The following is a 25,929-nucleotide window of genomic DNA, read 5'->3' as shown; positions in this document are numbered from 1 at the left end:
GACAAGCAACCCTTTTGCAGTAGACCCCCAAGAGATCAGAAACAATGAAGGTATTGGTAACAGGCTCAAATGGTTTGATTGGTTCCGAAGCGGTGGAGTACTACGATCGCCAGGGACATCAGGTAATCGGGGTTGACAATAACATGCGGGCAGAGTTTTTTGGCGCGCAGGGCGACACCACCTGGAATTTGCAACGGTTACAATCCAAAACGCGCAGCTTTCAGCCTTACAGCATTGATATTCGCGATCGTGATCGCTTGTTTGACCTCTTCCAGTCCCACTCTTTTGATCTGATTATTCACTGTGCGGCTCAACCGTCTCACGACAAAGCGTGTCAGATTCCTTTGCTCGATTTTGAAGTCAATGCTCTGGGTACGGTGAATTTGCTAGAAGCTACGCGCCAATTTTGCCCAGAGGCGGTGTTTATTCACATCAGCACCAACAAAGTGTATGGCGACTCGCCTAACGAAGTGCCCCGCGTTGAGCTAGAAAAACGCTACGATTACGCCAACCCAGACGACTACCACGGGATTGCCGAAACCCAACGCATCGATCGCTGTCTACATTCCTTGTTTGGCGCATCCAAAGCGGCTGCGGATGTTGTCGCTCAAGAGTACGGTCGCTATTTTGGGATGAAGGTCGGCATCTTTCGCGGCGGCTGTCTGACCGGCCCTTCTCACTCTGGCGTTGAGCTACACGGCTTTTTGTCTTACCTAGTCAAAGTCGCCATCACAGGCGGCACTTACAAGGTGTTTGGCTACAAGGGCAAACAGGTGCGCGACAACATTCACAGCTACGATGTGATTCAAGCCTTTGAAGCCTTCCGCAACAACCCCAAGCCAGGAGAAGTGTATAACCTGGGCGGCGGCCGTGATAACAGCGTGTCTATTCTAGAATCGTTTGACTTGATCGAACAGCTCACAGGCAAGCGCGTCAATTGGGTTTATGTCGATCAAAATCGAATTGGCGATCACATCTGCTACATGTCTGACCTGCGAAAGCTCAAGAGCCATTTTCCAGAGTGGAGCATTACGCGCAGCCTGACGGATATTTTTCAGGAAATCATCGCGGCCGAGGCAGCCAAATATGCAGCAGTTAGATAGTCCCCGATCGGCGATCGACCCATCGACTCAAAAGTTAGACACGCCCAAACTACTGTTATTTGACCTGGCAGCCAGTGGGCACCATCCAGTCTATATCCAATATCTAGTGCGGGATTGGGTTGAGCAACAGCGCCCCGGAACGCTGCATGTGGTCGTGTCTCCGCAGTTTTTCGATCGTCACGCCGACATTACTGCGCTGGCTTACGAAACGTCGGACAGTCGAGTTCAGTTTACAGCCATTTCCGAGCGTGAATTTGCCCAGTTTGAGCAACAAAAATCTCTGCTTTCTAAGTCGTTTGCTGAATGGCATCTCTTGTGTAACTATGCCAGCCAACTCCAGGCGACTCAAGCACTGTTGATGTATTTCGATACTTGCCAAATTCCCTTGGTGGCGGGGCGGCGCGCTCCCTGTCCGATCGCGGGCATTTATTTCAGACCCACTTTTCATTACAGTCGCTTTGCAGACTATCACCCAACCTGGCAAGATACGCTGCGACAGTGGCGACAAAAGCGATTACTCACCCTAATTCTCCGCAATCCTCAGCTAAAGACTTTGTTTTCGCTCGATGCCTTCGCGGTTCCCCAGATTCAGCAATGTAATCCTAGGGTCAAAGTCCTGCCGCTGGCTGATCCCGTTCAGCCCCATCACCCCCAGCCTGAAGCAACTGCACAACTGAGACAGGATTTGGGAATTGCACCCGATCGCCAGGTTTTATTGCTGTTTGGCGAACTCAATCGGCGCAAAGGAATTTACCAGATTTTGACGGCAATGTCAGCGCTCCCTCCAGAACTGGGGCAGCAGATTTGCTTACTGTTAGCGGGGCCACTGCCCCTAGCGGATAAACCCGCGATCGTCGCTCAGATCCAGCAGCTACAGCAAACGACGTCAGTTCAGGTAATCCTCAATGATCAATACATCAAAGGCGACGCAGTACAACGCTACTTTGAACTGGCGGATAACGTGCTGGCAACCTATCAGCGACATGTGGGCATGAGTTCTATTTTGTTGCACGCGGCGGCGGCGCAAAAACCAGTCTTGTCTACAGACTATGGGCTGATGGGAGAGCTAGTCCGCCATTACGAGTTAGGGTTGGTCGTCGATGCCAGCCAGCCAGAGGCGATCGCTCAAGGGGTGACTGACTGGTTACAAGGGAGCGATCGTCTCAAGCACAATGCTGCCAAAATGCAGGAATTTGTTAATCAAAACCTGGCTGGGCAATTTGTTGACACCATCCTGCAAACGCTACTGTCTGTTTAGATCTACCTGACGCAGAAATCTTATGAAGCTACTATCGAAATTAAGTGCTGTATTACTCAGTCTCTATCTTCATGGCTTGACTTTCTATTTCTGCATTACTGGGTTTTCTGCGGGTCTTCAGTCTAGTGCGCTCACAGCAGCCTATCAGCTTACCTTAGTCGGAATCCCGCTTGTCATTGCCCTATTTGTCAAAGACTGTCGTGAAAAACTGCTGCGGCTAGAACCGATCGATTTGCTGTATCTCCTGTTTGTGATCCTCTTTCTATATGACCTGCGAGAAGGCAGATTTGCGGCTGAATTTCCAGAAAATCTTGTAATCTATTTTTCTTTGTACTGGACTTCTCTAGCAGTTGCGCGAAGTTTGACGCTCAAACAATTTAAGCTGGTTTGCCAGGTCTCCAATCTGATTACGATCCTGACTTCCTCGATTATTCTGGCTCAGGTGATTACCGGAACTGCAAACTGGGCCGATCACGGTCGGCGACTGGTGGCTGGCGCAAGTAACAATCCCATCATTTTGGGGTACACCGGAGCCTATGCTTTTCTGACCAGTCTAATTTTGGCAATGCGTGCTAAGTATCCCTGGAATCTGGTTTGGCTAGTAGTAAGCTTACCTGGGCTATCGGTTTGTCTCTCTACAGGCACTCGTAGCGCCCTATTGTCTATCTTTTTGGGGGGTGCCTTCGTGGCGATTTACAGCTTAAAAGTTTTGGCTCGCTCTAACAAAAGCTTGTCCAGGGTAGTGTTGAATGGATTTATTGTAGTTACCTTAGTGTTCTCGTTTTCCCTGGCGAGCGAATCGTTTGTTCCGGCCGCGCGAGGGGGCGGCCCATCAGAAAAAGCATCCCCTATTACTGTGGCGCTGGAGTCTGGTTTAGAACGAGTTAGTTCCTTCACTCAAATATTGACTGGCGGCGGCAGCCAAGATCGTTCTACACAGCAGAGAGAAGTTCTCTATCAGACTGCCTGGGAAGGGTTTATGCAAAATCCGATGACAGGGAATGGGTTGTACTCTGCTCACGCCGCACACAATGCGTTTCTCCAGGTTTCAACTGAGTTTGGACTGTTAGGGGTTGTGACCTTTGTGGTGCCGTTTATATACATCTTCTACCGCATGATTCAAGTCATCTTTATCATGAAGCCTGATGTGCGGAGAGTAATCAAGTCTTTTCCTACACCAGAGCAGTTTTTGAACAGTGATTACGCCACAATTTCTAGCTTTTGTATTGTGATATTTGCTCAAGCAGTCTGTATGTTTTCATTCCACGGCGATCCTTACAGAAGCTTTTTACCGATTACGTCTATTGGCGTTCTGATTGCTTACTTGCGGCTAGGAAAGAGGGCGATTCAAAACTCCCGCTGGGACGCATCCTAGTTCCTCGTTTGTTGTTTGTTTCACGATCGATGCCCCAATTGTACTATTTCCATGAGCTATTCCCCGATCGCCTTATTTATCTATAAGCGCCCCGATCACACTCGACAGACGCTGATCAGCCTGATGCAGTGTCCAGAGTTTGCGGAGAGTCCTTTGTTTGTCTTTTGTGATGGAGCCAAAAAGCCAGAGGATGCTGACAAAATTCAAGAAACGCGCAGCCTGGTACGTGAGCTAGTCGGAGAAACTGCCAAGATCATTGAGGCTCCCCAGAATCAAGGTCTGGCAAACTCAATTATTTCTGGAATCGACCTGGTGTTTCGCACCTACGATCGCTGCATCATTATCGAAGACGATCTTGTGGTACATCCGCGCTGTCTAGGCTTTTTGAATGCTGCCCTTGACCAATATGAAGCAGAACCTTCTGTAATGCAGGTCTCGGCTCACATGTATCCGGTGCCCGAATTTACTCAACGCACAGAAGCGCTGTTTCTGCCAATTCATACCTCCTGGGGTTGGGCAACCTGGAAACGAGCCTGGGCACACTTTGATCCGCAAGCAGTCGGCTGGGAAGCACTGGAACACGATCGCGATCTCCGCACCCGATTTAACTTTGACGGCACGTTTGATTACTTCAACACGCTCAAGATGCAAATGTCTGGGACGCTCGATTCTTGGGCGATCCGCTGGTACTGGAGTATTTTTAAGCAGCGGGGATGTACCTTATTTCCGCCGATTAGCTATATCAACAACATCGGGTTTGATGGAACGGGCACCCACGGTTGGCGATCGGCCCGCCGCTTTTTTAACCAGGCTAACCCTCCGCAACCCCCGATCGCGTTTCAGTTACCTGAAGAAGTGCGGCTATTAGACACTGAATTAGCGACGGTCAAAAAAACGCTGCGAAAGCTTCGTCCCAGAGGATTGGTCATCGTCAAAGGCCTGTTGTTTTTGAGAAAAATGAAACGTGCGCTCATCCCCGCGAGAGCCTGAGCGTGATCAAGCTGCAAAGTTGCAACGTTCCCTTTAAGAAGCTACTGTGTACACACATCTCTTTCTCGCTTCGTTTCAGTCGGCTTCAGCCCCCTAAATTCCCCAAAATTGGGGGACTCCAAGCCCAGAATCCGAGTTCAAAGTCCCCCAGATTGGGGGATTTAGGGGGCGAAGATCTCGGCAATAAACGATTAAGCAACTTGTGTGTACACGGTAGCCTTAAGAAGGGAGGACTTAAAGAAGTTGCACGTCGCGTTCATTTCGGCTTCCTAAACAACACAAACGCAGCGATCGATGGGTCAATGTCGTATCTCTTTGGTCAAAACTGATGGATAAGTTCATGGAGAACAGAAAATTGCTGGAGGTAGAAATTTGAGGTAGGGTGCTGCCAGACTTCCCTAAACACAGTACAGTAGTCAGGAAAGGTGTCTACCATGATTAAGTTCCTGCTGTGTTTAAGCAACCCCGTCGTTTTTGGTGCGTCAGCGCACTGCTAACTATCGTTTGTGTTGGCTACATTCCTGCAAAACTCGCCCAGGCAAAGCAGCAAGCTCCTGAGCCGCAACTAATTTTATTTTTGGGAGGGGGAGCCGATCGAGAGCGATCGTCTGTGCCCACGATTCAAGCCCATTCTCAATTGGCGGTCTGGGTTTCGACAGGTTCGCCCCAGGCGGCGACGATCTTTGAGAGCGCTGACATTGCTCCGATGCGACTGCACTGGGATTGCCGAGCGACCGATACAGTGACCAACTTTACGACGGTGGTCAAAGACTTGCGAAAACGCGACATTCGACATGTTTATGTATTAACGTCGGATTTTCATATGCCCAGAGCAATGGCGATCGCCACGATCGTTTTGGGAAGCCAGGGAATTGCATTTACTCCGATGGTCGTTCCGTCTCACCGCCCTCCCGAATCAAATCTGCGGATTCTCAGGGATATTGGGCGGTCTTTTGTTTGGTTAGCGACAGGTCGCACGGGTGCCAGTCTAAAGCAGCATTGGGCTTGCCAAGACCAAAAGTAACCCCTACCTTCCGATGCCCTTAAGAGCAGTAGAAGCAAAACGCTGGTCACTTTGAATGACTACATATACGTTTTGTATAACCATTCCGAAAATAACCCCCTAACGCTTCCATCCACCCAGAAATTTGTAGCTCGAATGGTCTAAAGTCCCCCAGATTGGGGGGTTGGGGGGCAGAAGCGCTGAATAACGAAGCAAAGAAATTGAAGCAAATCTCTTTTAGCAGGGTGGCGAAGCGATTGCATATGTTTATACAAACATTCCGAAGATATTCTCACAACTGATTTAAGACTGCTATATCAGTGCCGAGAAATTGATATGAAGACAATTTAATTAGCCCCGTTATTTTAACGTCAGTTCGATGAGAGTGACTCGCTTCGTTTCAATCGGCTTCAGCCCCCTAAATCCCCCAAAATTGGGGGACTTTGAACGAGAGATCTTGTCCAAAAGTCCCCCAGAATTGGGGGGTTGGGGGGCTGAAGTGCTGAGTAACAGAGCGGAAAAACTCTATCGAATTCACGTTATTTTAATTCCAACTGCCTGACGATCAAGGCTCACTCGTCATTGATCAAAATGTGGTGACTATAAGTCACTTAAAGTTTACTGAATGTCACTAACTTCTGGGAATAGAGTGCACATTATGAGGTTTCGCTTCCTACGCCATAAAGCGTTCTGGTTCATCCTGTTTAGCGCTGGATTTCTACTGCCTTTGTTGCTAAACCTTGGTTTCTGGCATTCTTATTTCTACAAGACAAGTAATCCTGCTCAACCGCAACCTGTTCAAACAGTATCAACTTCCTCGTTTAAGGTGTTTGATTCGCTGTTGTATCCTGATAAGCCGTCGATCGGCATGGAGAAAATTTGGGTAACCCACTTAGGCTTTTGGCGAAACTACAAAGACCAGTCATCTCCAGACGAGGCCGCTTGTCGGCAACTAGCTCGCACCGCAGTTCAGCAAGGGAATCGCTACTTTGTAGTTAACATTGAGCATTGGCCCTTTGATATTCGCACGGCCTCTACAGCAGACGTGCAGAAAACCATGCAAAAAATCATCCAGGTCATTGATTGGATGAAAAGCGAGCGCCCCTCCTTAAAGATTGGAGTTTATGGGTTTCCGCCTATTCGAGATTATTGGGTTCCTTTAGCTAAAGATGCCAATCGATCGACTAAATGGCAAGCAGCTAATGAATTTCTAAGACCTTTAACGGCAAAAGTCGATTTTATTGCACCTTCTCTCTACACCTTTTACACCGATCAAGATGCCTGGGCAGCCTACGCCCGCGCAAACATTGCGGAAGCTCAACGGTTTGGTAAGCCTGTGCTGCCCTTCCTATGGCCTCGGTATCACATGAGTAATCGACTGCTGGCCTACTCCTACATACCGGGAGATTTTTGGCTTAAGCAGTTACAAACGGTGCGATCGACAGGGGCACAGGGGGCGATTTTGTGGGACTGGAATGGATTTAGTCGTCCAGCTAGCACTGCTCTCAATCCCCAAGATAGCTGGTGGCAGAAAACGATCAAATTTATCCGCCAAAGCTCTAAAGTATCGGCTTAAACCTGACCCTGCAAATCGCAAATTGACGTAACTGTGTGGATCGTCAAACCTCGATTGTTTAAAGCATTCTCGATCACAGACTGAGTTGGAGATTGCTAGGGCGGATCTAAAGGCGAGTCACCGACTAAAAATGTTGAGTTGCGATCGACTGAAGTTAGTTCTGATGGACATAGGTTCCAGGGTTGCTGAGTTAATCTGCTGAGTTGATCTAGGGCGTAGTTGATCTATTAAAGCAAAAAGAGTCAGCGTTCTGATTTCCTCACGTTTTGAGAGAGATCCAGCGTGAGGAAAATCTCTATGCTTCAGAGATCAGTTCAATAATGCCCGGATTTTTACACTACTTGTTGTATATGGGATTGTGATGAAAGTCTCTATCATTACCGTTGTCTACAACGGGCGCAAAACAATTGAAGATACAGTAAAGTCTGTGTTATCGCAAGACTATCCAGACATCGAGCATATTATTATTGACGGAGCTTCGACAGACGGCACTGTTGCAGTACTCCAATCGTATCGCCATCAGATCGCTCAGTTTATTTCTGAACCCGATCGCGGCATTTACGATGCCATGAACAAGGGCATTAAGCTTGCATCAGGCGAAATCATCGGCATTCTCAACTCAGATGATTTCTACGCAGATACCAACATTATTTCTACCGTTGTTAAACAGTTTGAGCAAACTCAAGCAGATTCAGTCTTTGGAGATCTTGTTTTTGTTAAACCGGATGATTTGAATAAAGTCGTTCGCTACTACAGTTCAGCAAAATTTCATCCCAAAAAGTTTGCAGATGGATGGATGCCCGCTCACCCAACTTTCTTTGTTAAACGGTGGGCTTATGAGCGCTATGGACTGTTCAAAACCGACTACAAGATTGCCTCAGACTATGAACTGCTAACTCGCTTTTTGGCAAAGCACAAACTCTCTTACAGCTACATTCCCCAAGTCATGGTCAAAATGCGCGTGGGAGGGGTGAGTACGACGAGTTTGAAGAGTAATTGGGTGCTCAATCGAGAGATTGTTAGAGGGTGTGCCGAAAATCAGATTCGTACTAACTTAGTCCGGGTGTTTTCCAAATATTTCACGAAGGTTTTTCAACTCATTCAACGCCCGACATGAAAATTTTGGTAACAGGCGCAACTGGCTTTGTAGGGTCAGCACTGTGTCGATCGCCCCACTCAGATACTCAGTTTTTTGGCGTGGTACGCTCGCTCGATCACACATTGCCCAGTGAAGTCAAACCCGTTGTTGTAGAGTCTCTGACGGATCTTGCAACTCGTTCTGAGGTGTTGTCTCAAGTCGATTGCATTGTTCATTTAGCGGCTCGTGTGCATGTCATGCGAGACAAGGTGAGCGATCCTTTAGCTGCGTTTCGGGCTGTCAATACTGAAGCGACTAGAGGATTGGCGATCGCCGCTGCTCGATCGGGAGTGCGTCGATTTGTTTATCTCAGTTCGATTAAGGTCAATGGCGAAGGGCAATTAACTTGTCCTACTCCAGATGCTAAAACCTATTCGGCATCCAGTCAGCCCAACCCTCAAGATCCCTATGGAATTAGCAAATGGGAAGCAGAGTCTGCCCTTGAGCATGTCTCCGCCGAAACTGGATTAGAAGTGGTCATTCTCAGACCGCCACTGGTCTATGGGGCAGGCGTGAAGGCTAATTTTCAGCAACTCATGAAGTTAGTTAAGCAGGGTGTGCCGTTGCCATTTGGTCGAGTTGAGAATGCTCGTAGTCTGGTGTATGTCGGCAATCTGGTGGATGCCATTTTGACCTGTGCCGCTCACCCGGCCGCCAGTGGGCAAACCTTTCTAGTCAGTGATGGCGTGGATGTCTCTACGCCTGATTTAATTCAGCATCTAGCAATTGCGTTGGGGTGTCCTGCCCGCTTGTTGCCTGTGTCGCCAGAAGTACTAAAACGTTTGGGACAAATTACGGGAAAGTCTGCGGCGATCGCTCGTCTGCTCGGCTCTCTCACAGTAGACAGCAGCAAGCTTGGCCATACGTTGAACTGGCAGCCGCCTTTTAGTTTGCAACAAGGCTTAAAAGCGACGGCTGACGAGTATCTGCGATCGAGTTCTCACCTATAGCAATGTTTGCTTGAACCGCTCATGACACATACTTTTCCTAGCTTTCTCATTGCCAGTGGATTGCTTAGTTTTCTGCTGGTTGCGCTTATCCGTAACTATCTGAGTTCTTATTTGTTGGATGTGCCCAACGATCGCAGTTCTCATACAAAACCGACTCCTCGCGGGGGTGGATTAGGATTCGTAATTGCGTTTGCGCTGACGAGTGCAGCATTGCCTTTTCTCACCAATTCAGAGCATTCAATTCTAAAGCCGACGGATGCGCTACACATTTGGTCTGTGTTGTTGCCCTTGGCGATCGTCGGAATTGTTGACGATCGCTACAATGTGCCTTCTGCGATTCGTTACTTAATTCAGTTAATGTCCGCCAGCATTGCTGTATTTTGGTTTGGCGCATTTCCTCAACCGTGGCTGACTCCATTAGGACTAGCCGGAACCATCGTTGCAGTAGTCCTCACCATAATTGGGATGACGGCATTGATCAACTTCTACAACTTTATGGATGGCTTAGATGGTCTAGTAGCGGGTGTCACTGTTGTACAGCTTGGCTTTTTGGCTATCGAACTCAATCAGCCGATTCTGCTACTCCTGCTAGTTGCCCTACTAGGATTTTTGTGGTGGAACTGGTCACCCGCCAAGATTTTCATGGGAGATGTCGGTAGTACAGTTTTGGGGGCGGCGGTGGCGATCGGGCTACTTGATCAGTCGCACAATGCCGTTCAATCCTGGTCAGCGTTGGCGATTACGTTGCCTCTAGTAGCGGATGCGATCTACACGCTAGTTCGCCGCTTACAACGACGCGAAAATATCTTTAAGCCTCACCGAACTCACATTTACCAAAGATTGCAGCAAGCAGGATGGAGCCATGCATCTGTCGCCTCTAGCTACATTCTGATGACGATGATCATTGCAGCTAACCTACATTTCTTTCATGAAGTCGGCGCTCTGATGAGTCTGATGAGTGGAGTCAGCGCGATCGGGCTTGCCGAAGTCTATCTAACCATGCAAAAACGAGAGCGAGAAGCGATCGTTACTCAATAATCTCGCTTGTCCTCTACAAAGATTACGAGTCTAAAAACGCTCCCCAAATCCCCTACCCGTGAGGAACTTTAAAGCAAAACCTTGTCTTAAAGTCCCCCAAAATTGGGGGGTTTGGGGGGCAGAAGCGCTGAACAACGCAGCAAGAAACCTCATCGAACCTGCGGTCTACTAGATCTCGTGAACTTGGCTCCCTTGAACGATCGCCCTAATTTGTAGGGCAACGGCTTCTGTCTGCTCCACCATCGCCAAATGTCCGCAGTCAGCAATCTCAAACACGTTTTCTCCGCAGTCCCCAAAGAGAGCATGAAAGCTGGCTAGATGCCGGACATATTTTGGCTCCATGATCGGATCTTTTGACCCCGCAATGAAGTAGACAGGCTGCCGAAGTCGAGCCACCACTTGAGGAAGAGAATGCACTTCTGCCTCCGTCGTAGAATCTAACAGCGTCCCCAAAGCCGCCTCCGAGTCAGCCACCACAAAATCGATCAAGCGCTGTTTTGCCCAATGGCGATCGATAGCCTTGACCACACTCGCCCGCACAAACAACCGATCGATCAAGGGCATCCGACTCAGCCAGCGCGGCCGCATCTTGACAATTTGCTTCCCAGCGTTGCGAAACCGCTCAAACTCTTCTTTGAGGTAGATGCCGCCTCCCGCATTCACACAGATCACACCGCTGACTCGATCGCTCATCTGATCCGCCGCCCATAGCGCGATACTGCCACCCAGCGAATGACCCACTAGCCAAACGTTAGAAAGATTGAGCGCTTCTAGTAACAGTCCCAAATCCCTCGCGTAGGCTTGAAGGCTATAGAGCGCTGTCGAATGCTCCCAATCGAGCGATCGACCCGGCTGAGATTCTCCAAAACCGCGCAAATCGTAGGTGAGACATTGATAGTCGATCGCCAGTTTCTGAGTCAGCGGTTGCCAATAATGACGACTCAAAAGCCAGCCGTGGACAAAAACCAAAACTTCACGCGAATCGGTGGGAGCCGTCAAGTCATAGCGATGCAGCACTCCCAAAACAGAAATGGTAGACATGTTTCCATCCTACCGTGAAGGCGATCTCAAAAAGTTTTGAGCTTTAAAACTTGGCTGAGGGATGAAGAAGGCACTCTCAAAAAGATGAACCTGACGAATCGCGACGATCGGAACAAAATCTGCCGCAGGTTAAACCGCTTTCCTGATGGTCGAAGGTAGACTTCGTTTTTGTAAGCGCTGATTGGAATCGCCAGCCAAAATCACAGAAATTCCCTAAAATCTGCGTCCCAGAAGTCTCTGTTTCACGCCTTCAGCAATTTTTTGCCCCAGATACTCTGGGATCAGACTCTCGTTGGGGCCTAATAGATAGAGAATCAGTCGCGTTCGCCCGCGCCACACCAGCAAATTGGCATTCACCACCAGCAGATCTTCTTGCCAGATGGCGTACATTACTTTGTAGAATAAACCTGGCTGGTTATCCGCTTCGATCAACAAGGCGGGCAGATGGAAAACGGGATCAACGTAAAATTCAGTCTCAACCTGCTCTAAGCCCGCATCTAGATTGAATTCAACCGCCAACATTTCCTCAACTTCAAACCGTCCCGCCAGCGCCTCTCGAACCGCCCGACAGACATTTTCTGCGGTCTTGTCTGTTAGCGCCTTGCCGCTGCGAGACACAATCAGCTTGATAAACACCAGCATCGGTGGGTAAATTTGCCCATATAAGCTGAGACTATGAATCGTCAGACCATAGGCCGCCAGAACGCCAAAAATATCGCTTAACAAAAAAGACTGATTTCGGTAAGCAAAATGCAGCGCACTCTTGCTTCCTTCCGCCTTTAACTCAATCACTGCCTGTCGAGTTTTGTAAAGCTGGTAGGCCAGCCTGAGATTTTGAAGCTGAATTTCGCTACTGACAAATTGCTCATAAAACTGAGGAAACGCCCGGTTGAAGCGCTTTAACAGTTCTAACGTCGTTGGTTTTAAACCCAGGGCCATATGCGTGAAGAGGGGACTTTCTCGTAAAATGAAGTTATGAATGAGACGATTAGGGTCGTCGATCGCAGAAGCTACTTAAGTTTTTCGACTACAAATTTGATATTGATAATATCTTCTTAGTTGATAACTAGTTAATAAATTGGGCGCTGAGTCCATTTGCTACCTGGGCGAATGCCTGAGAGAATGAAGATGCGAGAGAATCTGAGAGAGATACTCGCTATACTGATTTCACCTTTACTACCTCCACCACGTTTGCATGGGTTTTTGGAAAAGCTTATTCAGTGGTTCTGATGCCCCCTCTGCCGCCAAGGCAGCCCCATTAGAAAGATACGTTGCTGATGGTGCCGACGATCGCGCCAATCGCATATTTTTCAGCACCGAACGGGAAATCGACCTGTACGAGCTAGAAGAACTGTGTGATGCGGTGGGCTGGTCTCGCCGTCCCTTGCGAAAGGTGAAAAAAGCGATTCAGCACAGCTTCTTGGTTGTCTCCATGTGGGAGCAACGGGGCGTTCAACGGCGATTGATTGGGTTTTCCCGCGCCACCTCCGACCACGCTTTCAACGCTACCATCTGGGACGTTGTGGTTCATCCTGACTTCCAGGGGAAGGGGATGGGCAAAGCGCTGATGAAATTTATGATCAAGAAGCTACGGAGCGAAGATATTAGCAACATTACTTTGTTTGCTGACCCGCATGTGGTGAACTTCTACCGAAATTTGGGGTTTATGTCTGACCCAGAGGGGATCAAAGGGATGTTTTGGTATCCAGATTAACTCAAGGTTCCCTAGTGGGGGCTTTGAGATACCCAACTGAGACAAATCGTTAGGCGAAAAGGGCTATCAATCGATCGCCTTCATACCGCTCATTTTCCCTGATGACTCAGTAAACGGGCCTGCTGGCTCCACTGCTCAACGTCGGCAAAGGTCGGACACAGATCGCGCCGCTGAAGGTTGGTGACTTGTAGCCTCAACATTTGTCGATGTAGGCGATCGGGTGACATTTGCAGCAGATGATCCGGAGAGGCGACCCCCGAATGGAGCAAAAGACCACAATATTGACAGCCCACGTTAGGAATTCTGGCTAAGTCTGCCAACGCGACCCATTTGTTGATGTGTTTGATGTGAATTTGTAGCTGGCTGGAAAGGAGGGTTCGCTGTTCGAGAGTTTTGCCCTTTTTTAACAATTCGAGCGTGGTATGAATGCCGCAAGCTGCCAAGCGAGTCTGATCGTCGGCGCTAAGTCCAGGAAGCTGGTCGATCGACCAATCTGCCGACAGACTTTTAGGTTGAGCAGGGTGCCCCTGAGAAGCTTGAGAAAGCCGCTTTGCGTTGGTTTCCACAGAATTTTCTCGCGAATGGGTCGTTTGCCGAAGAATCTTGGAGTCGTCTAGTCTGGCAGACCAGAACGCACAAGAGTTCCTAGTTTAGCGGACTTTCAGCCGTAAGGTTCTGCCCAATTGACCACACCCATTTGACTAAACGAACCCGCCAACTCCCCAAGTTTTCCACAACAAAACGTGGTTTTCCACAGAATTCCGCAAGTTTTCCACAAGATAAAGGGACGAAAGACGCTTAAATCATCCCTCATCCCTCCTCTCAAAGCAGATTACTCCCAAAGGGGGAACAGATCATCGAAGTTCTCCCTCATCCCTTTTTATAAAGCAAAACTACTCCCACTCGATCGTCCCCGGTGGTTTCGATGTAATGTCATAGACAACTCGATTTACCCCGCGCACCTCATTGACGATGCGATTGGAGATGGTTTCTAGCAGATCGTAGGGAACTCTCGCCCAGTCCGCAGTCATGCCGTCTTCGCTGGCGACAAACCGCAACACGATCGGGTAAGCATAGGTTCGCTGATCGCCCATCACGCCCACACTGCGAATCGGCAACAAAACGGCAAAGGCTTGCCATAGCTCGTGATACATTCCCGCCCGGTTAATCTCTTGCCGGACAATCAGATCTGCGTCTCGGAGAATGTCCAATCGATCGTCGGTGACTTCGCCCAAAATGCGGATCGCTAACCCTGGCCCAGGAAACGGTTGACGACTGACGATTTCTTCGGGAAGACCGATCGATCGTCCCACTTTGCGAACTTCATCTTTAAACAGTTTGCGAAGCGGCTCCACCAGTTTGAATCGTAGGTCTTTGGGCAATCCGCCGACGTTGTGATGGCTCTTGATCTTGACAGCGACTCGCTCACCCGTTTGGGGGTCAACATTTGTGTCTGCCGACTCGATCACGTCTGGATAAAGGGTGCCTTGAGCTAGATAATCGAATGGGCCAAGCCGCTTGGATTCTGACTCAAACACGCCGATAAATTCGTGACCAATGCGCTTGCGTTTTTCTTCGGGATCAGTGACTCCTTTGACAGCTTCTAAAAAGCGATCGCGAGCATTGACATACTGAACATTGATATGAAACTGCTCCTTAAACAACTTCACCAACCGCTCGGGTTCTAGCTTTCGCATAAACCCCTGATCGATGAACATGCAGGTAAGCTGATCGCCGATCGCTCGATGCAGCAAAAATGCCAGCGTCGAAGAATCAACGCCTCCCGAAAGGGCCAGCAGCACTCGCTTGTCGCCCACCTTTGCCCGGATTTCACGAATCGCTTCTTCGACAAAAGCGGCGGTTGTCCAGGTGGGTTCGCACTCACAGATGTGGTAGACAAAATTGCGAATCAGCGCCTGTCCGCCTTGAGAATGCACCACTTCGGGATGGAACTGCACACCATAAAGTTTGTGGTCATGATGCGCGATCGCTGCACAGGGCGTGTTAGCGGTATGGGCCAATAGCTCAAAGCCATCAGGCAGGCTCGATACCGAATCGCCATGACTCATCCACATGGTGGTGTTGTCTTCAACGTTGGTCAGCAGATCAGTCGGGTCGTCGATCGTCAGGCTGGCTTTGCCATATTCGCCGCGATCGGAGCGTTCGACTTCGCCGCCTAGCTGCTGCACCATTAGCTGCATTCCATAGCAGACACCGAGGACAGGAATTCCTAGCTGCCAGATTTCTGGATCGGAGTGGGGAGCGCCGGGGTCATACACCGAGCTAGGGCCGCCTGACAGAATGATGCCCTTGGGGTTGAGTTGGCGCAGTTGTTCGGCGGTGGTACGGTACGACAGCACCTCAGAGTAAACCTGAGTTTCGCGAATTCGCCGGGCAATGAGTTCTGAATATTGGGAGCCAAAGTCCAGAATAACGATCATCTGGCGATTGAGCGGAGTCAGGCTGGGTTCTGTAGATGCAGAGGATTGTGAAAGAACGGACTGTTCTGTCTGAGGTGTCACGGGAGTAACCTGATGAAATTCTGAAGGTGGATAGTTAGCAGCCTGTGAAAGTTGATTTTACGAGGGGTTAGAAAATTTGGACTTTTAGGTATTCTGGCTATTCTAATCACATTAGCAAACGTTACTCAAGTCATGGGGTCGCTTTTTTGTGAGTCAACAGAATTTGGCAGGCGCGATCGCCGTTTCTACAAAGGTTCGCTGATCTGTAACTTTTACAACGATGGCTTTGAGCTTTGGTGAATGAGCCAGTTTATTTTTTTGATGAAAGCAAGCTCCTTTCTCTTCATGACTTCTTCAAAAAATACTGTCTGATCTCACGGTACATTGGGGTGAGTTTTTTAATCGGCTCACAATTAGACGCAGTGATTTAAGACACACCCATTCAGTCATTTTCTCCTTAATCTTTCGGAAGGAGCTAGCCCACGCTAGAGAAAATTGCGAGGTTATGCGTCGAAGCGATCGCGCCCTTACTGTCTGAGAACCCCTCTTGTCAACCGATCAAAGACTTGAATGAACACTACTGCCAGAGATCAAAGGACTTTGACGCTAAACGCCCAACCAGAGGACGCAATCGATACAGTCGTGCTGCAACCCTGTGGTCGGTTGACGGGGATTGGGGGAGCTACCTTTCGGACAACGCTGGCACGGGCGATCGCTCAGTCCAATTCGGTGGTGGTGGATTTGCTGTGGGTGGAGGCGATCGACGATCAGGGGGTGGCTACCCTGCTGGCAGGAATGCGACAGGCTTGCGCTGCGGGTAGATCGCTTGCTTTTTTGGGAATGGATGCCATCACTCGTACCGCTCTAGACAAAGGTTGGGAACAGCAACGAGACGTTGTTTCATCGACACAGATAGATTCGTTTTCGCCTGAGTTTGAGCAGTTTTTGGATGGCTACAAAGCGGCAAAAGCTGCAAGGGCGACGGCGTTCTTAAAGGGATGAGGGAGAACTTCGATGATCTGTTCCCCCTTTGGGGGTAATCTGCTTCGCGAGGAGGGATGAGTTTAAAGGTCTGTTGGGTCTGACTTTCAGTGTTTTCTACTCTTCTAACTCTGGCGACTGCTAGACAGGTTTTTTGAGAGCCAGCGTTACTCCGTCGGCAATTGGCAACAAACTAATCGTGACGCGATCGTCCTGGGCCACTTTTTGATTGAAAGCCCGAATCGTCTTGGTAATCTTGTCTTGATCGGTCGGATCGGCAACTCGCCCTGACCAGAGAACGTTGTCGATCGCAATTAGTCCACCGGGGCGAATTAGCTGTAGGGCGCGATCGTAGTAGTCAGCGTAGTTGCCCTTGTCCGCGTCAATGAAGGCAAAATCAAAGTCTGTCTCTCCTTGAGCAAGTAGCTGATCCAAAGTTTCGAGGGCGGGGGCCAGATGCAGCGTGATTTTTTGAGCGACTCCGGCGACTTGCCAATAGCGACGTGCGATCGCCGTATAGTCTTCGCTAACATCACAGGCGATCAGCTTGCCGTCTGCGGGGAGTGCCAAAGCGATGCAGGTTGAACTGTAGCCCGTAAACACGCCGATTTCTAAAACTTTTTTGGCTCCCATCAATTGGATCAAGAGCGCCATTAGCTGCCCCTGTTCTGGAGAAATTTGCATTCTCGCCTGGGGATGGTTTGCCGTTTCGTCGCGCAACTGAGTGAGAATTTCAGGCTCTCGCAGAGAATTGGCAACCACATACTGATAAAGCGATTCGCTCAATCCAAACGATTTTTTGTACATCCTGCCCTCTGATTCTTTCAGGACTCATGCTATCGCTGCTAATCTGAGAAGACAACTGGATCAGCATAGATGGATCAGCACAGAGGGAAAGTAACGTGAGTCGATCTCTTCGATTTACCCGCAACAGTCCACTCCGAGTTATTTTGGCGATAGTTTTAACAGGCTTGCTAACGGCTTGTGGGGCGAGTGGACTGCCGAATACTAGCTTGGTGAGAAAGGCGATCGCCATGCAGGTCTCTCAAACTCAGCAGGAAATCAGTCAGCAGTTGCGCTTAGACCCGCCCAAAGTAGAGGTCGATCGCCTTCAGATCAAGACTCGATCGCCGCTAACGATTCAAAACCTGACCGCCTATCGCATTGAGGGCACCTACGATTTCACGCTAAAGCTGCGCGACCGCAAAGTTGCTCAAAAAGACAATCCGTTTGAGGTTTATTTGCAGCGACAATCGGAGGGCAAAACCTGGCGAGTGGCCCAGCCGCAAAAAGAATCTGGTTGGATTACAACACTCGTAGAGTAGTGCTTAAACTTTGGTGCGATCGGTCAAGATTTCGTATCCGGTTTCTGTGACGAGAACGGTGTGTTCAAACTGGGCAGAGAGGGCGTTGTCTACGGTGACGGCTGTCCACCGATCGGGGAGAATTCTCGTATTTTTGGAGCCTGCGTTGATGATGGGTTCGATCGCGAGCGTCATTCCTGCCCTTAGCTTTACGTTGGGCATCTGGTGAGTGCGAAAGTTGAAGACAGAGGGTTCTTCGTGCAGATTGCGCCCGACCCCGTGACCTGTGAAGTCTTCGACGACTTTGAACCCGTTTGCTTCGACATAATCCTGGATAGCACCCGCTAAGTCGAGTAAAAAGGCTCCCGCTTTCACTTGCTCAATGCCTGTGTAGAGGGCTTGTTCGGCAACGTGGATTAGTTTTGCAGCGTCAGGAGTCACTTGTTGAACGGCGATCGTGATACAGGAATCGCCGTGAAATCCTTCAAAAAAAGCACCTGTGTCAACTTTAAGCACGTCGCCAGCGCGAATCACTTTCTTGCGGTTAGGAATGCCGTGAACCACTTCGTGATTGATGCTGGAACAAATCGAGGCGGGAAAGCCGTGATAGCCTTTGAAGCTGGGAGTTGCGCCCATTTCACGAATGCGCTTTTCGGCGTGGGCATCCAGGTCGGCCGTCGTCATTCCTGGCTCAACCATTTCTGAAATTTCTTTGAGCACCGTGGCTACGATCGCCGATGCCTGCCGCATGATTTCGATTTCGCGCTGAGATTTGATCTCGACACCTTTGCGCTTTTTGGGCGTGGACTGAGGAATTAAATTACTGAGAATGTTCATGAGGTGGGCAGGTAGTTCAGCGAGTAGACGGGACTTAAATTGAAGCTTAATCAATCTCTAAGGTAGCTTAATTTAGGTCAACGGGCGTTGGAAAGAGGGGCATTACGGAGCGCTCTTGCCTCCCGCAGTAACGACAACGATCTGAGAGGGATGCAGGAGTTCTTGAATGGTTTCGCTGACCTGTGCCTGGGTGACTCCTTCGATCTGATTAGGATATTGACGCAGTTCGGTGGGGTTGAGTCCATACACTTCGTTCATCAAGATCACGTCTGCCAGATTGTTTGGATTGGCCAATTCAACCGGGTAACTGCTGGTGAGCGATCGCTGGGCATTTAAGACTTCGCTCGTACTGACACCTTGATTGCGAATCTGTTCCAAAACCTTGAGGGTGCTGGCGATCGCTTTGTTAGCATCTTCGGGAGCAGTTTGCATGGAAACCAGGAAGGGGCCCTGATGTACGCCTGCTTGAAAGTAGCTGTAGATGCCGTAGGTGAGTCCCTGACGATCGCGAATTTCAGTTCCTAATCGGCTAGAAAGGGTGTCGCCACCAAGAATTTGATTCATCACGGCAGCGCTGTAGAATTTGGGATCTTTGCAATCAATTCCCGCGTAGCCGAGAAAGGTAACGGACTGCGTTTTGCCGGGAATCACCTGATCTTCACGTAGCACGTTGGCAGGCAGCGAGACAGACGGAAAGGTTACGGCCGGAGGTTTGCCACTAGCCTTCCAGGTGCCGAGTTCTTTTTCGATCAAGGCTTTCACCTCAGCGGGGTCAAAGTCACCCACGATCGCCAGCGTCGTATTATCTGGACGGTAGTGCGTTTTGTAGAAGGTCAGCACGTCCGATCGCTGAATTCTCTGCAAACTCTGGCTCGTGGGGAAGCTGTGAAACGGGTGATTAGAAGGGTAAATCGCCTGCTGGAAGATTCGCCGCGCTACATAGGCAGGGCTATCCATCTGTACTTTGAGCGCTGTCAGGGCACGTTGCCGACTCAGTTCGAGTTCGCGGTCTGGAAAGGCAGCATTTTGCATCACATCCGCGATCGTTTGAACGAGGACAGGTAAATTTTCTGAAAGCGCAGTCGCCGCTACCGAAACGCCTTCTCGATTGGTGTCGAACGATAAATTGATGCCGCGATCGTCCAAAATCTTCGCCAGCGTCAAAGCATCTCGCGTCTGAGTGCCGTTGATCAAGTTGTCAGCCGTCAGTTTTGATAAACCTGCTTTGTCGGTGGAGTCAAACAACGCCCCGGCATTGATGTGTCCACTCAGCGAAATGGTCGGCGTACTGGAATCTTTGAACAGCAGCAGTTTTAGACCATTGGACAAAACAACTTTTTGGGGCAGCGATTGAGTGGGACGATCGTTCGATCTCGCGACAGGCGGCAAGTACTTGGCAACTTCAGCCGGATCGACAGGTGGGCCGAGATTAAACTGTTCTGCGGTTTGACCTGCGTTGACCGACCCGCCCGCTTTGGCATCCAATTGAGTAGGTTCAAAAAAGCCCAACGTTTGTCGAGACGGATCAAAATAGGTTTTGGCGACCCGTTGGATATCAGCAACCGTGACGCGATCGACCCCAGCCAAGAAGCGATCGGTAAACTGATAATCTCCAGCAGTGGTCTGATCGTCACCTAACTGCATTGCCTGACCCGTAATGTCTCGATTTCGCAGCAATACCGAGGAGCGCAATTGCACTTTTGCCCGTGTCAGTTCTGCGGAAGTAATGGGTTGATTTCGCAGATCGGCCAGCGTCGTTTGAATGGTTTGATCAATTTTGGCAAGTTCCTGTTGGGGGGCGGCCGTCGCCGATAAGCCATACCATCCACCCGAAATCATATTGGCAGGATAGCCTCCAAAGTCACTGGCTAAACCAGATTCAATGAGGGCTTGATAGAGTCGAGAACTGCGTCCCTGAGTCAGCACTAAATCAAACAAGTGTAATGCTGGAACATCGGGGTGAGTAACATTGGGCAAGGGATAGACCGCCTGCAACAGAGACGCGCTTCCGGGTTCTTTAAGCACGATCGCAGCCTTCACACCATCCAATTTTGTTGTACTCGGTGCGCTTGCTTTTGGAATCGTCGGACGTTGTTTGTTGGATGACGGAACTTTACCAAACAGTTCTTTAACAGCGTTCAGCGTGGCATCTGTTTGAATGTCACCCACGACAATCAGCACAGCATTGTCAGGACTATAATAATTGCGGTAATAATCACGCACCTGCTCGACGGTGAAAGACTGCACATCCGCCTTGGTGCCCCCGACCATTAAGCCATAGGGAGAATCCGGAAAAGCGGCTCTCATCACGGCGCGATCGAGTCGATAACCGGGACTATTTTCGTAGCCTTGCAGTTCTGAAATCACAACACGCTTTTCGCTCGTTAGCTGGTCAGCGCCAATCACAGCACTCTGCATCCGATCGGCTTCAAGGGTGAGGAGCGATCGCAGCTTGTCGCGTTCAACCGTACCAAAATAAGCAGTCTGATCGTAGCTGGTGAATGCATTTGACTGGCTCCCCAACGCGCTAAACAATCGACCAAACTGAATCGGCCGATCTTGGGTGCCCTTAAACATCAAGTGTTCTAGCTGGTGAGCAATCCCATTCACCCTAGGCGCTTCGTTGCGCGACCCGACTCGATACCAGACTTGAACGGTTACGACGGGCGCAGTCGGCACCGCTTTGGTTAAGACGGTTAGGCCATTGTCGAGAACCGTTTTTTTCACCTGTTCGGTCGTCGAGATGGCTGAAGATTTGACCGCAGGTTGTGGCGGAAGGGCATTGGCTGACTGCAAAAAAGCTGTCTCACCTGATAAAAGAATGACGGTCAGGCACAAAGCAAACAAAAAACTTGGCAGACGATATCGTTTCAGGAAGGATAGAAATGACATGGGGCAGTGGGATTAGGTTGGGCAATTGACGGGGCTTGAGAAGGCGGGAGAACTTCGATGATCTGTTCCCCCTTTGGGGGTAATCCGCTTCGCGAGAGGGAGGAGGGAGGGAAACAAGAATTGGACTTGCTTTGTTTTTAGTTTGGAGGCTGGGGCGTTGCTGAATCAGAGGATGAATTGCCCCAAAGCGGCAGGAAACCCAAGGTTCAAAGTCTCCCATTTTTGGGGGATTTAGGGGGCGAAAAGATGGACACTTCCCCCAGATTCATCCCTCCAATCAGCAACGCCGAGGCTGGATTTTGAGTTTCTTTGCGCTTTTTAGTGAAGGTGGAAAGGCTTTTGAGGAGGATGTGATAGAGGAGGATGTGATAACTGTGACTCAGGGGCGTGTTCGAGTTGACAATAGGGGCGACTGTAGCTGAGAGGCGATTCTAGCGCATGTTGGGCTAGTAGGTCGGGGTCGCTCAAAACTCGCTCAGTTTCTCCGTCGTAAACGACTTCTCCTCGACCGAGAACGATCGTACGATCGCACAGTTCTAACGCCAGATCTAAATCATGAGTTGCGATCAGTTGGGTTAAGGGAAGGGTCGCTAATAAATCGATTAACTGACGGCGCGATCGCGGGTCAAGCTGGGCCGAGGGTTCGTCTAATACCAAGACTTGAGGCTGCATGGCCAACACGCCCGCCATCGCGACTCGTTTCTTTTCACCACCCGACAACCCACTGGCATTGCGAGAAGCGTAATGATCAGGATCAAGTCCTACACAGCGCAGCGCATGGATGGCTCGATGGTTCAACGCTTCGCCGCGAATGTCTTGATTTAACGGGCCAAAGGTGACATCTTCCCAAACCGTTGGCATAAATAGCTGGTCATCTGGATTCTGAAATACCAATCCGACAAAGTTGCGAATCTGCTTAAAGTTTTCGGGCCGCATCTCCAATTCACCGACAATCACCTGTCCCGTTTGGGGAGCCAGCAGACCATTAAAGTGCAGCAGCAGTGTTGATTTTCCGGAGCCATTTGCCCCCACTAATGCCACCCGCTCAGTCGCCCGGATGGAGATATTAACGTGTCTGAGTGCTTGTGTACCATCTGGGTAGGTGTAGCTGAGATTTTCGATAACAATCGGATTGTGGTGCATGAGCGATCGCGCTTACCTAAAACAATATAGAAGTTTTGCCTAATCCCTTTCGCTCTTGACTCACCGTAGATCCGGGTTGAGGCATCAACTTTCGAGAATATTTGGGCGAGAATATTTGGAAAGATACTTTTCTAATATGACAGCCTTCAACTGCTCTAAATCTCCCGCTCTAATTTTCCCTTGTTCTTAAAGGGAGCTAGGGGGGATCTCCAAAACTTTAGTCTCCGATCAATCCCTTTTCAAACCTCCGCTCAGACTATTGGACTCGACAGAGCAACTTACTTAACTTAGTTTTGCTCATTCAACTCATGAAACCAACTCCTTAAAAGCGGAGAAAAGGGAAGATTAGAGAAACAAATAAATAGCCTGGCCTGCTAGAGCCAACATTGCCGTCAAATTTAGAGCCAAAATGTCGCGCCGTCCCGGTTTGGGCATTTCTCTCAGGGGAGGCGACCCGGCATATCCACGAGACAGCATTGCTTGATGCACCCGCTCTCCTCGTTCATAGGTGCGGATAAAGAGAGAACCAATCATGTTGCCCACTACAAGTCTTTGCCAGCGCCGACTATTCATGAGATTGCGAGATAGGGCTGCCCGTCGCATCGCGTTAAATTCGTCAATCAGCACGGCGATATAGCGATACATCGATTCGAGAATGGCAACCAAAAGCGGTGGAGTTTTTAACTCAGTAAGGGCTTGAAGCAGCGCAGGCACCGAAGTCGTCAGCGTCAAAATATTTAACAGCAGCAACGATAACAGCGCTTTTGTCACCACACTGCCCAAAATCATCAATCCCGTGGTCGTAATTTTGAGAAATCCCCACTGCCAGAGGATCGTGCCGCCTTCGCGAAACAACGTGCCCAGCAAAACGACACTAACAAAGGCTGATTCCACCGCCACTCGCTTGAGCAAAACCGAAAACGTGATTTGACTGACCAATAGGGCGATCGCTACCGCACTCCCATAAATTGCCCAAGTCCACCAGCGCCCATTCGGAGTCAGCACGATCGCCAGTAATAACAGCAACACACAGAGAATCCGAGTTTTGGGCGTGAGCGCGTGCCAGGGCGTTTTTCGCTGACTGTCCACATCTAGATGAATTGCGCCAATGTGCAATAGCAGCATTCAAATCCTCTCAACTAATCTTCAAATCCTCTTAACTAATCAATGCGTGAATCCGTTTGTGAATCGCTGCGATCAGAATTGCCTTTAACGACCAGTTTGCCGATGCCCCAGGCTAGTCCAAAGGTTGCCAATGTGCCGACCAAACCCGCGATCGGCGTAGCCACCTGTTCCGGAACGCCTCTCAGCGCATATTCATCAAACACTTTGTAAAACGGCAGCTTTTCGGCAGGCTTTTCGGCGGCCTCTTTATCACCAAATTTCAAATCTTCAGATACCCGGTCTAGCCCGTCTGGATCTTGACTGGCGAATGGAGACAAAAAGACGGCAATTAGTAAGGCGATTCCTAAACCCGCGAAGATCATGGCTCGGTTGCGCGTTCTGGTTGCGTTCGTGTTCATAGTTTGTTCGAGTTGGGGGGTGAAGAATTCTTGGATTAGCGAGTCGAGAGCGATCGTGGAATTGACGACGTTGCTCTATGAGGTGGACGGTAAAACAAATCAGGTCGAGTCCGCCACACAAAGCTTACCGTTGCCACCGTAATCAGAGCTTCACCGATGCCGATCAGGATGTGCCAGCCGATCATCGCCACCATCGCCACCTGAAGCGGAACAGTGCCAGAAATCGCCAGTTGAAGCGCCGTTGAGACCGAGGCCACTACCACACTGACCCAGGACGCGATCGCCGACCCTGCCACCATGCCTGCGAGTTTGTCCTGCCCGATCGCCCGTCGAATTCCTCGAAACAAGTAATATCCCAAAAACGTGCCAATCAGTCCCATGTTGAAGATGTTGGCTCCCATCACCGTAATGCCGCCGTCTTGAAAGATGAAGCCCTGCACCATAAAGACACAAGCCATCACCAGCGAACCTGCCCACGGCCCCAACAAAGCGCCTGCCAAAGTCCCCCCCAGCAAGTGTCCCGAAGTTCCTCCTGGAATCGGAAAATTAATCATCTGTGCAGCAAAAATAAAGGCCGCACAAACTCCCATCAGCGGAACCGTTCGTTCCTGGTACTCCGCCTGAGCTTTTTGGAGCGAGACCACAATCAGAGCGATCGCCATCACCCAGGTCACCCCCATCACGGGCAAATTCAGGAACCCATCCGGGATATGCAGCGCCAATTGAGGAGCCGCCCACTGGAGCAGGGAACCAGATAAAACAGACGGTAGATCAGCCATAGTCATTTTGTAATGAGTAAAAACGTCTTCGAGTTTCAGTAAACTTGCGTACTCTAGAGAATTCAATCCTCTCCGGGGGCATTGGGCGGTAAACTTAAGCAGGAATTCAGGATTGTTACAAAGAGAGGAATCCTATCAAACAGGCTGAATTTTCTAGAAAGTTTTTCCTAGACTAAATGCCGTCTTTTAAGTTAAAGTAAGCAATTGTGAGTTTTTTGAAGTCCTATGAAAGCGCAAGAACTAATCCGCTCGATCGAAGCGGAGCAGCTAAAGTCAGATCTTCCCATCGTTCATATCGGTGACACGGTTCGCGTGGGCGTGAAAATTAGAGAGGGCGACAAAGAGCGTACCCAGCCCTACGAAGGAGTCGTGATTGCCAAGGGCAGTGCTGGCATTAGCCAAAACATCACCGTCCGCCGCGTCTTTCAAGGAGTTGGGGTTGAGCGGGTTTTTCTAATCCACTCTCCTCGAATTGAGAGCATCAAAGTGCTACGTCGCGGTAAAGTCCGTCGCGCCAAACTCTACTTCTTGCGTGAGCGCACGGGTAAGGCAACTCGTCTCAAACAACGCTTCGATCGCCCTTTGTAAGCGGCTGGCGGTTAGCCCTTGATAAACTCACTTTCTGCTAATCGCTAAAAGCTACAGCGAACTGTCCATTAACTGTTAGACTAGATAAGGCAATAAGTCAGGGTCATTCGGCTCGTGCGCTCTTAGTTCAGTTGGTAGAACGCAGGTCTCCAAAACCTGATGTCGGGGGTTCAAGTCCTCCAGGGCGCGCTGGATTGCTCTGAGCTAGACAAATTGGTTAAACAGTTGATGGAC

The 25,929-nt window shown here is 49.7% G+C and carries 24 protein-coding genes and 1 tRNA gene; 14 read left to right on the top strand and 11 right to left on the bottom strand.

Annotation, left to right across the window (positions count from 1 at the left end; translation table 11 throughout):
- Window positions 1-44: 44 nt before the first annotated feature.
- The 9 genes from ACKFKH_RS14905 to ACKFKH_RS14865 all read left to right on the top strand — a co-directional run bounded on the left by ACKFKH_RS14905 (window position 45) and on the right by ACKFKH_RS14865 (window position 10,431).
- On the top strand, window positions 45-1,103 hold the full coding sequence (locus ACKFKH_RS14905) for an NAD-dependent epimerase/dehydratase family protein (protein WP_446859104.1): 1,059 nt from the start codon (window positions 45-47) through the stop codon (window positions 1,101-1,103).
- On the top strand, window positions 1,087-2,361 hold the full coding sequence (locus tag ACKFKH_RS14900; protein ID WP_446859103.1) for a glycosyltransferase: 1,275 nt from the start codon (window positions 1,087-1,089) through the stop codon (window positions 2,359-2,361). The genes ACKFKH_RS14905 and ACKFKH_RS14900 overlap by 17 nt, the downstream gene beginning before the upstream one ends.
- Window positions 2,362-2,383: 22 nt before the next feature.
- Window positions 2,384-3,736 (top strand): O-antigen ligase family protein, encoded by a 1,353-nt coding sequence (locus ACKFKH_RS14895; RefSeq protein ID WP_446859102.1) that lies wholly within the window; start codon window positions 2,384-2,386, stop codon window positions 3,734-3,736.
- 51 nt (window positions 3,737-3,787) lie between these two features.
- Window positions 3,788-4,726 (top strand): hypothetical protein, encoded by a 939-nt coding sequence (locus ACKFKH_RS14890; RefSeq protein ID WP_446859101.1) that lies wholly within the window; start codon window positions 3,788-3,790, stop codon window positions 4,724-4,726.
- 451 nt (window positions 4,727-5,177) lie between these two features.
- Window positions 5,178-5,750: a YdcF family protein gene (locus ACKFKH_RS14885; protein ID WP_446859100.1), complete on the top strand. Its 573-nt coding sequence runs from the start codon at window positions 5,178-5,180 to the stop codon at window positions 5,748-5,750.
- Window positions 5,751-6,387: 637 nt separating this feature from the next.
- On the top strand, window positions 6,388-7,305 hold the full coding sequence (locus tag ACKFKH_RS14880) for a hypothetical protein (RefSeq protein WP_446859099.1): 918 nt from the start codon (window positions 6,388-6,390) through the stop codon (window positions 7,303-7,305).
- 361 nt (window positions 7,306-7,666) lie between these two features.
- Entirely contained in the window at window positions 7,667-8,422 is a 756-nt protein-coding gene (locus tag ACKFKH_RS14875; protein WP_446859098.1) for a glycosyltransferase family 2 protein, read from the top strand.
- Window positions 8,419-9,393: a UDP-glucose 4-epimerase family protein gene (locus tag ACKFKH_RS14870; protein ID WP_446859097.1), complete on the top strand. Its 975-nt coding sequence runs from the start codon at window positions 8,419-8,421 to the stop codon at window positions 9,391-9,393. Before ACKFKH_RS14875 ends, ACKFKH_RS14870 begins: the two co-directional genes overlap by 4 nt.
- A gap of 21 nt (window positions 9,394-9,414) precedes the next feature.
- Window positions 9,415-10,431, top strand: a complete 1,017-nt coding sequence (locus ACKFKH_RS14865) for an MraY family glycosyltransferase (RefSeq protein ID WP_446859096.1) — start codon at window positions 9,415-9,417, stop codon at window positions 10,429-10,431.
- Between the two features lie 168 nt (window positions 10,432-10,599).
- Here the strand turns inward: ACKFKH_RS14865 and ACKFKH_RS14860 are convergent, their stop codons facing one another.
- Window positions 10,600-11,472: an alpha/beta fold hydrolase gene (locus tag ACKFKH_RS14860; RefSeq protein ID WP_446859095.1), complete on the bottom strand. Its 873-nt coding sequence runs from the start codon at window positions 11,470-11,472 to the stop codon at window positions 10,600-10,602.
- A gap of 213 nt (window positions 11,473-11,685) precedes the next feature.
- A complete protein-coding gene (locus tag ACKFKH_RS14855) occupies window positions 11,686-12,411 on the bottom strand; it encodes a hypothetical protein (protein ID WP_446859094.1) in 726 nt (241 codons plus the stop codon).
- A gap of 256 nt (window positions 12,412-12,667) precedes the next feature.
- Between ACKFKH_RS14855 and ACKFKH_RS14850 the strand changes: the two genes are divergently transcribed.
- The gene (locus tag ACKFKH_RS14850; protein WP_446859093.1) at window positions 12,668-13,186 is read left to right on the top strand and encodes a GNAT family N-acetyltransferase; all 519 of its coding nucleotides are present in this window, start codon (window positions 12,668-12,670) and stop codon (window positions 13,184-13,186) included.
- 89 nt (window positions 13,187-13,275) lie between these two features.
- Here ACKFKH_RS14850 and ACKFKH_RS14845 read toward each other — a convergent pair whose 3' ends face one another.
- Window positions 13,276-13,752, bottom strand: a complete 477-nt coding sequence (locus ACKFKH_RS14845; protein WP_446859092.1) for a DUF4332 domain-containing protein — start codon at window positions 13,750-13,752, stop codon at window positions 13,276-13,278.
- 327 nt (window positions 13,753-14,079) lie between these two features.
- Window positions 14,080-15,708, bottom strand: a complete 1,629-nt coding sequence (gene guaA / locus ACKFKH_RS14840; RefSeq protein WP_446859091.1) for a glutamine-hydrolyzing GMP synthase — start codon at window positions 15,706-15,708, stop codon at window positions 14,080-14,082.
- A 510-nt stretch (window positions 15,709-16,218) separates the two neighbouring features.
- On the opposite strand from guaA, the gene ACKFKH_RS14835 reads away from it, so the two are divergent.
- The gene (locus ACKFKH_RS14835) at window positions 16,219-16,650 is read left to right on the top strand and encodes an STAS domain-containing protein (protein WP_446859090.1); all 432 of its coding nucleotides are present in this window, start codon (window positions 16,219-16,221) and stop codon (window positions 16,648-16,650) included.
- Between the two features lie 120 nt (window positions 16,651-16,770).
- On the opposite strand, the gene ACKFKH_RS14830 is transcribed toward ACKFKH_RS14835, so the two are convergent.
- A complete protein-coding gene (locus ACKFKH_RS14830) occupies window positions 16,771-17,436 on the bottom strand; it encodes an O-methyltransferase (RefSeq protein ID WP_446859089.1) in 666 nt (221 codons plus the stop codon).
- Between the two features lie 95 nt (window positions 17,437-17,531).
- Between ACKFKH_RS14830 and ACKFKH_RS14825 the strand changes: the two genes are divergently transcribed.
- On the top strand, window positions 17,532-17,954 hold the full coding sequence (locus ACKFKH_RS14825; protein ID WP_446859088.1) for a hypothetical protein: 423 nt from the start codon (window positions 17,532-17,534) through the stop codon (window positions 17,952-17,954).
- Window positions 17,955-17,957: 3 nt separating this feature from the next.
- Here ACKFKH_RS14825 and map read toward each other — a convergent pair whose 3' ends face one another.
- The 6 genes from map to ACKFKH_RS14795 all read right to left on the bottom strand — a co-directional run bounded on the left by map (window position 17,958) and on the right by ACKFKH_RS14795 (window position 25,107).
- Complete coding sequence (map, locus tag ACKFKH_RS14820; protein WP_446859087.1) at window positions 17,958-18,770, bottom strand: type I methionyl aminopeptidase; 813 nt, start codon at window positions 18,768-18,770, stop codon at window positions 17,958-17,960.
- Window positions 18,771-18,872: 102 nt separating this feature from the next.
- Window positions 18,873-21,662, bottom strand: coding sequence for a M16 family metallopeptidase (locus ACKFKH_RS14815; RefSeq protein ID WP_446859086.1), 2,790 nt, complete (start codon window positions 21,660-21,662; stop codon window positions 18,873-18,875).
- Window positions 21,663-21,980: 318 nt separating this feature from the next.
- Window positions 21,981-22,805, bottom strand: coding sequence for an energy-coupling factor ABC transporter ATP-binding protein (locus ACKFKH_RS14810; RefSeq protein ID WP_446859085.1), 825 nt, complete (start codon window positions 22,803-22,805; stop codon window positions 21,981-21,983).
- A gap of 345 nt (window positions 22,806-23,150) precedes the next feature.
- The gene (cbiQ, locus tag ACKFKH_RS14805) at window positions 23,151-23,930 is read right to left on the bottom strand and encodes a cobalt ECF transporter T component CbiQ (protein ID WP_446859084.1); all 780 of its coding nucleotides are present in this window, start codon (window positions 23,928-23,930) and stop codon (window positions 23,151-23,153) included.
- A gap of 35 nt (window positions 23,931-23,965) precedes the next feature.
- A complete protein-coding gene (locus tag ACKFKH_RS14800; RefSeq protein WP_446859083.1) occupies window positions 23,966-24,328 on the bottom strand; it encodes a PDGLE domain-containing protein in 363 nt (120 codons plus the stop codon).
- Window positions 24,329-24,363: 35 nt separating this feature from the next.
- Entirely contained in the window at window positions 24,364-25,107 is a 744-nt protein-coding gene (locus ACKFKH_RS14795) for an energy-coupling factor ABC transporter permease (protein ID WP_446859082.1), read from the bottom strand.
- Between the two features lie 225 nt (window positions 25,108-25,332).
- Here ACKFKH_RS14795 and rplS point away from each other — a divergent pair, with 225 nt between their 5' ends.
- Together rplS and ACKFKH_RS14785 are read left to right on the top strand one after the other, a co-directional pair.
- Window positions 25,333-25,695, top strand: coding sequence for a 50S ribosomal protein L19 (gene rplS, locus ACKFKH_RS14790; RefSeq protein WP_446859081.1), 363 nt, complete (start codon window positions 25,333-25,335; stop codon window positions 25,693-25,695).
- Window positions 25,696-25,811: 116 nt separating this feature from the next.
- A tRNA-Trp gene (locus ACKFKH_RS14785) sits at window positions 25,812-25,884 on the top strand.
- Window positions 25,885-25,929: the final 45 nt, after the last annotated feature.

This window comes from Phormidesmis sp. 146-20, assembly GCF_052939475.1.
This window is presented reverse-complemented; position numbering and strand designations above follow the sequence as displayed.